Source organism: Nonomuraea monospora, from assembly GCF_039531895.1.
In the GTDB taxonomy this organism is placed as follows: domain Bacteria; phylum Actinomycetota; class Actinomycetes; order Streptosporangiales; family Streptosporangiaceae; genus Nonomuraea; species Nonomuraea monospora.
The window spans coordinates 56,367-68,199 of record NZ_BAAAQX010000017.1 but is presented as its reverse complement, the minus strand read 5'-3'; the positions used below and the strand labels follow the sequence as shown (position 1 = coordinate 68,199).

Annotated in this window: 12 protein-coding genes; 8 read left to right on the top strand and 4 right to left on the bottom strand. The window is 71.1% G+C overall.

Translation table 11 applies throughout. The features are described 5' to 3' along the window. Window positions 1-52: 52 nt before the first annotated feature. From ABD331_RS30075 to eccCa, 3 genes are read right to left on the bottom strand one after another with little or no spacing between them, the layout of a single operon-like run. Window positions 53-1,135, bottom strand: a complete 1,083-nt coding sequence (locus tag ABD331_RS30075) for a WXG100 family type VII secretion target (protein WP_344481722.1) — start codon at window positions 1,133-1,135, stop codon at window positions 53-55. Continuing rightward, on the bottom strand, window positions 1,132-1,413 hold the full coding sequence (locus tag ABD331_RS30070; protein WP_344481720.1) for a hypothetical protein: 282 nt from the start codon (window positions 1,411-1,413) through the stop codon (window positions 1,132-1,134). The genes ABD331_RS30075 and ABD331_RS30070 overlap by 4 nt, the downstream gene beginning before the upstream one ends. Before the next feature lie 7 nt (window positions 1,414-1,420). Continuing rightward, window positions 1,421-5,404 (bottom strand): type VII secretion protein EccCa, encoded by a 3,984-nt coding sequence (eccCa, locus tag ABD331_RS30065; protein ID WP_344481717.1) that lies wholly within the window; start codon window positions 5,402-5,404, stop codon window positions 1,421-1,423. A gap of 102 nt (window positions 5,405-5,506) precedes the next feature. Here eccCa and eccD point away from each other — a divergent pair, with 102 nt between their 5' ends. Next, window positions 5,507-6,940, top strand: a complete 1,434-nt coding sequence (gene eccD / locus ABD331_RS30060; protein ID WP_344481714.1) for a type VII secretion integral membrane protein EccD — start codon at window positions 5,507-5,509, stop codon at window positions 6,938-6,940. Window positions 6,941-6,945: 5 nt separating this feature from the next. Here eccD and ABD331_RS30055 read toward each other — a convergent pair whose 3' ends face one another. Continuing rightward, complete coding sequence (locus tag ABD331_RS30055) at window positions 6,946-7,377, bottom strand: YbaB/EbfC family nucleoid-associated protein (protein WP_344481712.1); 432 nt, start codon at window positions 7,375-7,377, stop codon at window positions 6,946-6,948. Window positions 7,378-7,501: 124 nt separating this feature from the next. Between ABD331_RS30055 and ABD331_RS30050 the strand changes: the two genes are divergently transcribed. The 7 genes from ABD331_RS30050 to ABD331_RS30020 all read left to right on the top strand — a co-directional run bounded on the left by ABD331_RS30050 (window position 7,502) and on the right by ABD331_RS30020 (window position 11,824). Then, the gene (locus tag ABD331_RS30050) at window positions 7,502-7,816 is read left to right on the top strand and encodes a hypothetical protein (RefSeq protein ID WP_148438562.1); all 315 of its coding nucleotides are present in this window, start codon (window positions 7,502-7,504) and stop codon (window positions 7,814-7,816) included. Beyond that, window positions 7,813-8,661 carry a WXG100 family type VII secretion target gene (locus ABD331_RS30045; protein ID WP_344481707.1) on the top strand — a complete coding sequence of 283 codons (849 nt, stop codon included), beginning with the start codon at window positions 7,813-7,815 and terminating at the stop codon, window positions 8,659-8,661. The genes ABD331_RS30050 and ABD331_RS30045 overlap by 4 nt, the downstream gene beginning before the upstream one ends. Window positions 8,662-8,689: 28 nt before the next feature. Then, window positions 8,690-9,133 carry a YbaB/EbfC family nucleoid-associated protein gene (locus ABD331_RS30040; protein ID WP_344481705.1) on the top strand — a complete coding sequence of 148 codons (444 nt, stop codon included), beginning with the start codon at window positions 8,690-8,692 and terminating at the stop codon, window positions 9,131-9,133. A gap of 127 nt (window positions 9,134-9,260) precedes the next feature. After that, a complete protein-coding gene (locus ABD331_RS30035) occupies window positions 9,261-9,584 on the top strand; it encodes a WXG100 family type VII secretion target (RefSeq protein WP_344481702.1) in 324 nt (107 codons plus the stop codon). 12 nt (window positions 9,585-9,596) lie between these two features. Then, window positions 9,597-9,911, top strand: a complete 315-nt coding sequence (locus ABD331_RS30030) for a WXG100 family type VII secretion target (protein WP_344481700.1) — start codon at window positions 9,597-9,599, stop codon at window positions 9,909-9,911. A gap of 68 nt (window positions 9,912-9,979) precedes the next feature. Next, a complete protein-coding gene (locus tag ABD331_RS30025; protein WP_344481697.1) occupies window positions 9,980-10,390 on the top strand; it encodes a hypothetical protein in 411 nt (136 codons plus the stop codon). Window positions 10,391-10,402: 12 nt separating this feature from the next. After that, complete coding sequence (locus ABD331_RS30020) at window positions 10,403-11,824, top strand: hypothetical protein (RefSeq protein WP_344481695.1); 1,422 nt, start codon at window positions 10,403-10,405, stop codon at window positions 11,822-11,824. The last annotated feature ends 9 nt before the right edge of the window (window positions 11,825-11,833 follow it).

Here is an 11,833-nt window from a genome sequence, read left to right as displayed (position 1 = left end):
CTTGCTCGGGCCCCGCTGGACAGCGGGGCCCGAGACCTGCCTTGAAGGCCGGTCAGTAGCCGCTGTAGCCGGCGCCCGTCTTCATGCCGACCACCCCGGGCACGGCCGACACGCTGCCGTACCGTTCGATGGCGTAGCGCACGCCCGCCACGATGTTGGACACCGGGTCGTAGATGCTCCCCCCGAGGGAGTAGGCGTCGAACGTCGGGTCGATCGTCTGCATCAGCCCCTTGGACGGATGCCCGGCACTGGCGTTGGAGTCCCAGAGGTTGATCGCGTTCGGGTTCCCCCCGGACTCGTGCTGGATGATCATGTAGATGTCGTTGGGGTTCATCTTCTCGACCGGGTAACCGGCGTCCTTCAGGATGCCGATGGCCTCGTCGATCCACTCCTTGAGCCGCCCGGTCGGGGCGGGGCCGCCGCCGGCGGGCGGCAGGCCGCTGGAGCCGTACCCGCCGGGCCCGCCGCCGATCATGGGGCTGCCGCCGGCGCCGCCCGACGCGGCGGTCTGCGCGGTGTAGCTCTGCGTGCGCTGCCAGTCGAAGCGGTGCCCTGGCCCCGGCGTGAAGCGCTGCTCCCCGGCCGCCTTGATCTGTGCGAACTTGGTCTTGCGCTCGCTCATCAGGGTGCCGAGGGAGTTGGCGGCGTCGTTGACGCCGTCGATGGCGTCCTGCACGGCCGGGCGCGCGTTGGCGATCTCGTCGTTGACCATGCGGCCGATCTCGCGGTCCAGGTCCTCCTGCTCGGCGTCCTGGTTGTTCTGCTTGTACGTGCTCACCCGCGTCAGCAGCCGGTCGCAGATGCCGTCCACCAGCCCCTGGGACGTCTCCAGGGCGGTGGCCGCCTTGTCGAGGGCCTTGGCGCAGGCGGTCAGCGCGTCGTGCAGGTCCTGGCCCGCCTTGCCGTAGCCGGACATGTAGGTGACGAAGGCGTTGGCAGACTCGCCCTCCCAGGCCATGTCCACGGTGGAGACGGCCCCGCCGAGCGTGCCGGTGCTGGTGTTCACGCTGCTCGCGGCGGTGCGCCAGCGGGCGGCGATGTCGCGGATGGCGCCCGGGTTGCCGGTGACGCTGTCGGCCAGGTCGGCGAGGGCGTTGCCGTTGGGTAGGGCGCGGATGCCCTCGTGAGCGCTCATGCGGGGTCGTTGGCCCTCCGTACGTTGTCCTGGACCACGTCGAGTGCCCGCTCGACGCTCTTCAGCAGGCTCCTGGCCTTGCCGAACTCGCTGTCGCAGGTGGTCTCCACCGTGCGCACGGCGTCGGCCAGGCCGGAGGAGCCGCCCAGCCGTCCGAAGATGGTCGAGTCGGGGCGCTCGGCGGGGTAGCCGTCGGCGAGGTCGCCGAACTGGCCGCTCAGCGTCCTGGTCGCGGTGCGGCAGTCGTCGAGCGCGTCGAAGTGAATGTCCAGACCCATGCTCTCGTCAGTCCTCCGTCGGCGGCCACAGCGCCGTCTGCGCCAGCCGCGAGCCGTACTTCCTGTCCACGAGGAAGCCGCGGCCGGGTGGCAGCGGCTGGGCGCGGACGTTGCCGAACAGGAAACCCTCGTCCTTGGTGCCGGACAGGATGACGGCAGGGGTGGCCATGTCCTTGAGCCGCTGGATCAGCGGCTCGAACATGGCCCGTCCCGAGCCGCCCATCGCCCGCGACAGGATCAGGTGCAGGCCGATGTCGCGGGCCTGGGGCAGCAGGTCGGCCAGCGGCATCAGCGGGTTGTTCGAGCCGGAGACCAGGTCGTAGTCGTCGACCACGATGTACAGGTCGGAGCCCTTCCACCAGTCGCGGGCGCGGAGCTGCTCGGGGGTGAGGTCGGCGGGCGGGAGCCGCTTGAGCAGCGCGTTGCGGGCGTCCGACACGAGGTCGAGCGCGGCCTTGGCGGAGGCGGCGTAGCCGATGCGGTTGTCGCCCACGGCGGTGTCGAGCAGGGAGCGCCGGTAGTCGATGAAGATCATCATCGCCTCGCGCGGCTCGTACCTGGCCGCGACGTTCTCCGTGATCACCTTGAGCAGGTTGGACTTGCCGCTCTCGTTGTCGCCCAGCACCACGAAGTGCGGGTCGGTGTCGAGGTCGAGGAACACCGGCGACAGCGTGGCCTCGTCCACGCCGATCGCGATCCTGCCCCTGCTGCCGCTCTGCTCGGGGCCGGGCAGCGACGCGGCCGGCAGCACCGAGGGCAGCAGCCGCACGCTCTTGGCGGGCGGGCCCTGCCAGGAGTCCCGCACGGCCGTGACGAGGCCCTGCACGCCGGTCGTCAGGTCCTCGGCGTCCTGCACGCCGTCGATGCGCGGCAGCGCGCTGAGGAAGTGCAGCCCGTCCCTGGTCAGGCCGCGCCCCGGCACGCCTTCCGGCACGGCCAGCGACTTCTTCCTGTTGACCTCCGACTCGTAGGCGTCACCGAGCTTCAGCTCGATCCTGGTGCCGAACAGGTCGCGGATGCCGGGCCGGAACTCCGACCACTTGTTGGTGGCCGCCACCACGTGGATGCCGTAGCCGAGGCCGCGCGCGGCCAGGTCGGTGATGACCGGCTCCAGCGCGTCGAACTCCTGCCTGACCGTGAGCCAGCCGTCCACCACGAGGAAGATGTCGCCCCAGCCGTCGCCCTTGAGCGACCCGTCGGCGATCCGCCTGCGGTAGGTCGCCACGGAGTCCACGCCCTGCTCGGTGAACATCCGCTCGCGCTGCTGGAGCACCCCGGCGATCTCGGCGACCGTGCGGCGGACCCGGTCGGCGTCCAGCCTGCTGGCCACGCCGCCGACGTGCGGCAGGCCCTCCAGCCCCGACAGGGCGCCGCCGCCGAAGTCCAGGCAGTAGAACTGCACCTCGGCCGGCGTGTGCGTGAGCGCCATGCTGGCGATCAGCGTGCGCAGCACGGTGCTCTTGCCGCTCTGCGGCCCGCCCGCCACGCCGACGTGCCCGGCCGCGCCCGACAGATCCAGCCAGTACGGGTCCCGCCGCTGCTCGAACGGCCGGTCGATGATGCCCACGACGGCCCCCAGCCGCCCGCGCCCCGGCCAGCCCGGCGTCGTCAGCCCCAGCTCGGGCGTGATCGACAGCGGCGGCAGCAGGTGCGCCAGCGTCGGCGGCTCGGCCAGCGGCGGCAGCCAGATGCGGTGCGCGGGCGGCCCCTTGTCGACCAGCCGGGCCACCACGACGTCGAGCAGGCTCTGCTGCGACCTGCTCTCCTCCTGGGGAGCGGCCTCCGCCGGCTCCTCGACGAGCGGCACGGGCACGAAGTCGGGGCCGTACGGGACGACCTCCCTGATCGGCGCCGTCCCGTCGGGGGTGGCCACGTGCCCGGAGACGGGCGTGTACGGGCCCGACACGTACGCGGCCTTGAACCGGGTCATCCCGGTCGTGTCGAACTTCAGGTAGCCGTTGCCCGGCGCGGACGGCAGCTCGTACGCGTCGGCCACGCCCAGCACGACCCGGCTCTCCATGGCCGAGAAGGTGCGCAGGCCGATCCGGTACGACAGGTGCGTGTCGAGCCCGCGCAGCCGTCCCTCCTCCAGCCGCTGCGAGGCCAGCAGCAGGTGCACGCCGAGCGACCGGCCGAGCCGCCCGATCATCACGAACAGGTCGATGAACTCCGGCTTGGCCGACAGCAGCTCGCTGAACTCGTCCAGGACCACGAACAGCGTCGGCATCGGCTGGAGTGCGGCGCCCTGCTCGCGGGCCCGCTCGTAGTCGCGCAGCGAGGCGTAGTTGCCGGCCGCGCGCAGCAGCTCCTGCCTGCGCACCATCTCGCCGTGCAGCGCGTCGTGCATGCGGTCGACCAGCGGCAGCTCGTCCTCCAGGTTGGTGATGACCGCGGAGACGTGCGAGAGGGCGTCCAGGCCGAGGAACGTGGCGCCGCCCTTGAAGTCGACGAGCACGAAGTTGAGTATCTCGGAGGAGTGCGTGACGGCCAGGCCGAGCACGAGCGTGCGCAGCAGCTCCGACTTGCCGGAGCCGGTGGCCCCGATGACCAGGCCGTGCGGGCCCATGCCGCCCTGCGCGGACTCCTTGATGTCCAGCTCGACCAGCCGCCCGTCGCCGCCGAGGCCGATCGGCACGCGCAGCCGGTTGCGGCCCGCGCGGGGCCGCCAGGTCTGGGCGACGTCCAGCCTGGTGGGGTCGCCGACGCCGAGCAGGTCGGTCAGCGTGGTGTTGGTGGCCAGCACGTCCTGCGACTCGCCGCCCTTGGCCGTGGACGCGCGCAGCGGCGCGAGCTGGCGGGCCAGCCCCTCGGCCCTGATGTAGTCGAGCGAGTCGGGATCGCCGAGCCGGTTCGTGCTCTCCTTGCCCGCGTGGTCGATCTTGACCATGTGGAAGCCGGTCTGGTTGATGCGCAGCCGCAGCGTGCTGCGCTCCTCGACCGTGCCGGACGAGCCGGACAGGTCGATGACGGTGACGCCGTCGATGGCGTCCGCGCCGAGCTGCGAGTCCTGCGGCACGTGCCCGTGGTCGAGGATGAGCACGTGGTACGGCAGCGCGTCCGGCGAGGCGCCCGGCTTGAACCTGGCCCGCTCCTTCAGCTCGCCGCCCACCAGCCGGTCGAGCTGGGCGAGGTTCTCGGCCATCAGCCTGACCTGGCCGGCGCCGTCGTTCTCCTCGGGGTGCAGGGCGTGGGGCAGCCACTTGACCCACTCCCAGTGGCCCATCCACTCGCGGCCCGCGCACACCATGATCCGCATGTCGTCCGGCGAGTGGAACGTCACCATCTGCGCCACCATCGCCCGCACCAGGTCGCGGACCATGGCCGGGTCGCCGTCCAGCTTGATCCGGGCGAAGGAGTGCAGCGCGACGGCCACCGGGAGCTGGGAGACCGTGGAGTGGGTGCGGATGAACCTGCGCAGCGCGCCCGCGGTCAGGGCGTCGAGGTCCTCGACGGGCTTGGAGTCCGGCGGGATGAGCTGGATGGCCAGCTTCTGGGTGCCGGTGCCCAGGCGTACGGTGCTGAAGTCCTCGTCGCGGGGGCGGCGCTCCCACAGGCGCGGGCCCATCGCGGTCCACCACAGCGTGTCGGGGGCGGGGCCGCTCCACTCCAGCGCCTCGCGCTGCTGGATGGCGGCCTTGCGGACGCGTTTGCGGATCTGCGCCAGGTAGCGGAAGTAGTCGCGGCGGGCGCCGTTGAGCCGCTGCTTGCGCTCGCCCGCCTGTCGGCCGAGCTGGCCGAGCGTCATGCCGACCATGGAGAAGGCGAACAGGCCGCTGGCGACGTACATGATGGGGTTGGCGTTGGTGCCGTTGGCGGTGAACATCAGGCCCATGGCCGCCGCTCCGGCCACCATCGGCAGGTACGTGAGTGCCGCCATCATGCCCTGTGACTGGATCTCGGGGATCTCCGGCGGCGACTCCAGGAGGATCTCGCCACGCGGCGGCTTCGGGCTGGGACGGCGCTCGGGACGCCGTACGACGACGATGCTCACCCTTGGAAAGGCCCCTTCTGACGCTCGGAAGAACCTTCTTACCAGATGTGCCTTACGTCCGAGTTGGGGTATGAGTTAACTTCTCCTCGCTATGTTGGCCCTGTGACTTCGCTGGCCGAGATCCCGCCTTCGCCGCACGGACTGCACCAGATGCCCGCGCCGCTCCCGCCGCTCTGCCATGTCACGGTGGTGGGGCCGCGCAGGAAGGCCGACCTGGCGCTGCCCGCCGACATCCCGCTGCCGCACGTGCTGCCCGGCCTGCTGAGAGCCATGGGAGAGCTGGGCGGCGAGACCTCCGCCGCGCCCGGCTGGACGCTGCAGCGCATCGGCGGGCCGCCGTTCGACCTCGGGCAGAGCCTGGCCCAGCTCGGCGTGCTCGACGGCGAGATCCTCTACCTCCGGCCGCGCCAGGTGGCGCTGCCGCCCGCCAGGTTCGACGACGTGGCCGACGTGGTCGCCACCGGCGTGCGGGAGGGCAGGGGGAGCTGGGAGGCCAGGCACACCCGCGCGATGGGCGGCGGGGCCGCCTGCGGGCTGCTGATGGCCGGCGTCGTGGCGCTGGCGCTCGGCGGGCTGACGCCGCTGGTCACCGCGATCGTGGCGGGCGCGCTGGCGCTGGTGCTCATCGGGGTCGGCGTGGCGCTGTCCAGGGCGGTCGGCCACTCGGGCGCGGGCGCGCTGATCGGGTACGCCGCGCTGCCGTACGCGTTCCTGGCCGGGCTGCTGGCTCCGGCGGCGGGCGGCGGCCTGGCGGCGATGGGCTCGCCGCAACTGCTCGGCGCGCTGGCCTGCACCGCGCTGGTGGCCACCGTCGGCGGCACCGCGATCGCCGACGGCGTGCCCGGCTTCCTCGGCTCGGCCATCGCCTCCATGGTGGGCGCGGTGTGCGCGGCCGTGGTGATGGTGACGGGGGCGTCCGCCGGAGGGGTGGTGGCCGTCGCGGCGGCCGTCGTGATGGCGTTCGGGCCGCTGGTGCCCGTGCTGTCGTTCCGCCTGGCCAGGGTGCCGCTGCCGACCATGCCCACCAACGCGGAGGAGCTGCGCGGCGACAACCAGAACCTCGACAGCGCCTCCGTGCTCCAGCGCACCGGCGCGGCCCAGCGCTACGCGACCGGCATGATCGTCGCGATCTGCCTGGTCGGGCTCGGGGCGCACGCTCTGCTGCTGGCCGAGGGCACCTGGATCGCCGCCGTCATGTCCGTGGTGCTCGCGCTGGCGCAGCTCATGCGGGCGCGGGTGTTCCAGGGCGTGGGCCAGCGGATGTGGCTGATGCTCGTCGGGTTCGGCGGGCTGGCCGCCGTCGGGGTGGAGATCGGCGTCGTGGTGGGCGGGCTGGCCGCCGTCGCGGTGCTGCTGGGGCTGCTGTGGACGGCGATGATCGTCGTCGGCATGGGGGTCTGGCTGCCCGACGGGCGGCTCTCGCCGTTCTGGGGGCGGGCCGCCGACATCGTGGAGTGGCTGCTGATCGCGGCGCTGGTGCCGCTCGCGCTGGGCGTCCTGGACGTGTACGCCTGGGTGCGCGGCCTCAGCGGCTGAAGCGTTCAGTCGTCTTCGAGCGAGCGGCGGCGGATGGCCTCCAGGTCGGCCATCCGCTCGTGCATGTCCCGGGTGAAGGAGTCCTGGATCTCGTCGAACTGGCGCTGGATCTCCTCCAGGGAGACGCTCCCGAGCTGGGGGGAGACGGGGATGAGCGCCATGGTCCTGCGCGCCTGGTCGTCCTGGGCGGCGCGGACGGCCTGGACGATCTCCTCGGTCAGCTCGTCCAGCTCCATGCGGCTCGCCCTGGGCGCCAGCTTGAGCCGGTCGAGCCGCCCGTTGGCGTCGACGGTGGCGCTGACCGCGCCGCTGCGGCTCTCTCCCGCGCCGGAGATGCTCTGCAGCTCGCCGATCATGCTCGTCAGCTCGCGCAGCGAGCGCTCGCTGTCGCGCAGGAGGCCGTCGAGGTCGTCGGGGTTGAAGTCGCGGGAGCTCATGCGAGCACGCCACCCGGTCCGGGTTAACAATTGGGGATGGCCACATGACCAGCTGCTGAAGTGATCAGAAAAATCCAGCTATGAGTGATGAAACGGGTGCAAACCACCGCAAGAATCGAGTGCCGTGGGAACCACACGCGAGATCCACATCACCTCGAGCACCATCCGCAAGACGCGCGGACGCATCGACCGTGAGCTGAAGGACGACATGGTGGGCTTCGTCCGCGGCATGATCCCGGCCGCCGACGTCCAGGGCAACGGCTTCGGGACGTTCGGCGACCAGATCATCGGCGGCACCTACAAGGACGTCCAGGCCCGGTGTGACGACATCATGGGTGAGGCCATGGCGACCCTGGAGAGCTGGGTGACGGCCATGACCCACTGCGAGCGCAACTGGACCGCCGCCGAGAACGCGAACATGGTCGGGTACCGCGCATGAGCGACCCGTACCTGAACGCGCTCTCCCCGGTGTCCCGCGGGTCGTCGCCGCTGATCCCGCTCAACCCGGACAGCGGGAAGCTCGGCTCCATGTCGGCCGCCGGCGCGGAGAGCTCCGCCTCCAGGGGGCTGGCCACGCTGCGGGCCGCGGGCCGCGTCTCCTCCTGGGTCGTCCCCGCCATCATGGTCGCCGCCACCGTCAACGCGGACGAGGGCGAGATCGCGCGGGCCGGCACGATCTGGAGCGTCGGCATGAGCGCCCGGCTCGACGACGGGATCAAGAACCTCATGCCGCAGATCCTGAAGACCTCCGAGACCGGCTGGATCGCGGCCGACCAGCAGGAGTACGCGCGCGTCCACGCCCGCTTCCACGGCGAGATCGGCGCCCTGCGCAAGATGTTCGACGACATCGGCAAGGTGCTCGACGAGATCGCCGCCGCCTTCCGCGCGTACTGGGTGGCCATCTCGGTGCTGGGCGCGGCGGCCTTCGCGGCGCTGGTCAGGGCCGTGTGGCTGAAGCTGTTCCCGGCCCCGCAGACGCGGGCGCTGGGGATGCTCCTGGAGCAGCTCACGGGCGCCAAGGTGCTCACGGCCGTGACGATCGGCACCGGCGTGATGGGGGCGCTGCTGTCCAAGGGCGGTGACACGCTGACGACCATGGCCAAGAAGGAGCGCCAGTTCGGCTACGTGGCGCCGACGGGCATCGCCGCCATCGACTTCCAGCGGGCCAAGCTCGACCTGAGCCACTACCCCTCCTTCAACGAGCCGCCCGCTCCCGGAAGCCTTCCGTCCGGCTCGCAGAACTTTGACTGGATCGCGCCGGATGTGAGCACAACCACGCCGTGAACGTGGCTCTTGGTGCAAGATGTGACTCGTGACGGATTTCGGGGACTTCGCCAACATCGACGTGGAACGTCTGTTGCGCGGCGTCGACGAGCAGCTCGCCAAGTCCGACGAGCTGCAGAGGCGCATGCCGCTGCTGGCCGGCAGGGGTGAGGACGCCGACGGCATGGTCGTCGTCGAGTACGCCCAGGAAGGCATCCGCACCCTGGACATCCACCCCAAGGCCATGCGCCTGGCGGCCGTGGAGCTGTCGGAGAAGATCAAGGAAGCCGTGACCGCCGCGACGGCGGATCTCCAGCGCGCGGCCGAGGAGCTCATGGCCGAGGTGTTGGGCGCGGCGGCCACGCCGACGCGCCTCATGAACGACCCGGAGGCGCTGCTCAAGCCGATCCAGCAGGCGGACGCCAACTACGACAGGGCGTTCGAGAACGTCATGGGCGAGCTGGACCGCATCCGTCGCGACCTCGACCTCTGATTTACCAGCGGGTTTGCTCCCTTGTCGAGATCCTGTTACATCTTCGCCATAGGGACGCCTGTTACTCAAGAGGCAAATGGTGCTTATATGGATAAGCGACCGAAATTGCACACCACGGAGGTAGCAAGTGAGCTATTTTGGGGCGTCGAGCTCCCAGATCAACCTGGCGGCGGGAAACGTCACTGACACGGCCCAGTTCATCGAGGGTCTGCGGGTCGCCGTGGAGACCACCTCCAACGGTCTGCTCCAGGCCGACTGGCTCGGCCCGGCCGCCAACCGGTTCCGCACCATCATGGAGAGCTGGGACGCGCAGATGCGGGCCGTCCGGCAGGACCTCGAGGGCATCGCCGAGAAGATGGGCGCGAACGCCATCACGTACAGCATGAACGACGAGGACGTCATGGCCGGTGTCGGCAAGGTCGAGGCGCTCATCAACGCGGACGTCAAGTAGAGGGGGACCGTCATGCCTGAGATGGATTTCACCAAGGTCAACTTCAAGAACATGGACTTGGCCGCCAAGGACTACGAGGACATCGTCAAGGCCTTCGACACGGCTCTCGACGACCTGGTGACCAAGCTGCTGCAGCAGCTCCAGGAGAACTGGGACGGCGACGTCGAAGGCGCCAAGGCCGAGTTCATGCGGTACAAGACCAAGTGGGACAACGCCGCCAACACCATGAGCGCGAACCTCGTCGAGCTGCGCGGCGCCGTCCAGATCGCGAACCAGAACTACCAGGCCGCGGAGGCCCGCAACAAGGCGATGTGGTACGAAGGCTGAGCCTTCACTCCGCCGTCGTTCTTTCTTCGGCCACCGCCCGCGGTGGCCGAACGCGTGAGGAGAGGATCATGGGGGAGCTCGAACCCGAGCCGTGGCGCGGGCTGGACGACACCGACGCCGACCTGTTCTACAACGTCGGCAAGATGCGTGCCGTCGCCGACGACCTGGAGATCGCCCTGGTGCCCACGCAGGGCCCGGGCGGCACCAAGGACGGCGGCACGGGCGCGGTGGAGGCCCTCACCAGGTACTTCGACCTGGGCCAGCAGCACATCGGGAGCTGGCCCGCCGCCGCCGCGTTCGCGCACAGCGTCGGCTCCACCGGGGCCGACCCCGGCGGTCAGGTGTCCCTGGAGGGCCGCGGGCAGCGCCTGGCGGCCCTCTACCAGGAGTACGTCGAGTGCTGCCAGAAGGTCGTGCAGGCCATCAGGGACAGCGCCGCGGTCTATGAGCGCACCAACCCCGTCAGGGGCGATAGCTGAAAGTGAGAGCCAGTGGCTGAGCGGACCGTTGACATCCGCGACCCCTCCAGGCGCCCGAGCGCCGGTGCGGTCACCGCCTCCCGCGAGCAGATCCAGCAGTGGCTGGACGGCACCTCCCCGATGGAGGTGCACGACCGCGGCATGACGTACGGCCGGGTGGCCGACGCCGTCAAGGCGGTGGCCGACTCGCTGCCCGACATCGGCGTCGCGCTCAACGACGCCTGGCGGTCGGAGGCCGCCGCGAAGACGCAGCGCGCGCTGCAGATGCTGCACGCCAGCGGCACCGAGCTGGCCGCCGCGATGACCAAGATGTCCGAGGCACTCACCCTGTACGGGCGTGACTACCTGCCGACGGCCATCGAGGACGTGCGGGCCGCGGCCAACCAGAACCAGCGGTCCGACGCCGAGCCCCAGCCCTCGCCCGGCCCGTCGCCGACCGTCTCGGCCAGTGCCGAGCCCACCACGTCCCCGACGATCGGCCGGGACCAGCCCACGCCAGGGCCCACCCCGCAGGCGTCCGAGCTGGACGACCAGGCCGCCAGGCGGGCGATGGAGACGCTCAACCAGCACATCGTCGACCTGTACGACTTTCAGATCCCCGACAGCGTGACCATCGACCTGCCGACGGTCACGCCTGCCACCGACCCCGGCGGCCGGGATCTGCCGTCGATGGACCAGGACACGCCCTACACCTTCGGGAACTCAGGAGGCGGCGGCGGGTCCTCCGGCGGCTCGTCCGGCTGGGACAGCGTCGGCAACTCCAGCGGCTCGACGGGTTCGAGCGGCTCGAACGGCTCCGGCGGGCCGGGCGGTTCCTCCGGCGGCTCAGGCTCGGGCTCGGGAGACCAGCCGGGCTCCTCGGGCGGTCCGGGCTCCTCGGACGGCTCGGGCTCTTCCGACGGCTCGGGCTCTTCCGACGGTTCGGGCTCCTCCGATGGCTCCGGGGGCTCCTCCTCCGACGGCTCGGGCTCCTCCACCACGCCCGCCGGCCAGGGGGACGGCACCGACGGCACCACGCCGTCCGTGATCGACAGCAACACCACCGACCCCGAGCGCACCACGCAGACCGGTGCCGAGACCTACGACCCCAGGGCCACGGAGACGGCGGGCACCCAGCCCACGCCCACCACGACCATGCCCTCGACGACGACGTACACCCCGGCCACGACGCCGCAGACCAGCTACCTCACGCCCACGGGCAACGCGGCCCCCGCCGTGATCGGCGGATCGGGCTCGTACTCCCAGCCGGGCGTCCCCGGCGCCGCCGCGGCGGCCAGGGCGGGCGCGGGCGGCATGGGCTACCCCTTCATGCCGATGGGCGGCGGCGCGCCCGCCGGCGAGCAGGAGAGTCAGGAACACCAGACGAACCTGAAGGGCGAACGCGACGACTGGCACTCGGCGACGGAGAGCACCATCTCGCCGGTGATCAACTGAGGGAGGCGG

Coding starts and splice junctions, on each gene's coding strand:
- ABD331_RS30055 (WP_344481712.1), bottom strand. CDS start 7,377: ATGAGCTCCCGCGACTTCAACCCCGACGACCTCGACGGCCTCCTGCGC.
- ABD331_RS30075 (WP_344481722.1), bottom strand. CDS start 1,135: ATGAGCGCTCACGAGGGCATCCGCGCCCTACCCAACGGCAACGCCCTC.
- ABD331_RS30045 (WP_344481707.1), top strand. CDS start 7,813: ATGAGCGACCCGTACCTGAACGCGCTCTCCCCGGTGTCCCGCGGGTCG.
- ABD331_RS30025 (WP_344481697.1), top strand. CDS start 9,980: ATGGGGGAGCTCGAACCCGAGCCGTGGCGCGGGCTGGACGACACCGAC.
- ABD331_RS30070 (WP_344481720.1), bottom strand. CDS start 1,413: ATGGGTCTGGACATTCACTTCGACGCGCTCGACGACTGCCGCACCGCG.
- ABD331_RS30030 (WP_344481700.1), top strand. CDS start 9,597: ATGCCTGAGATGGATTTCACCAAGGTCAACTTCAAGAACATGGACTTG.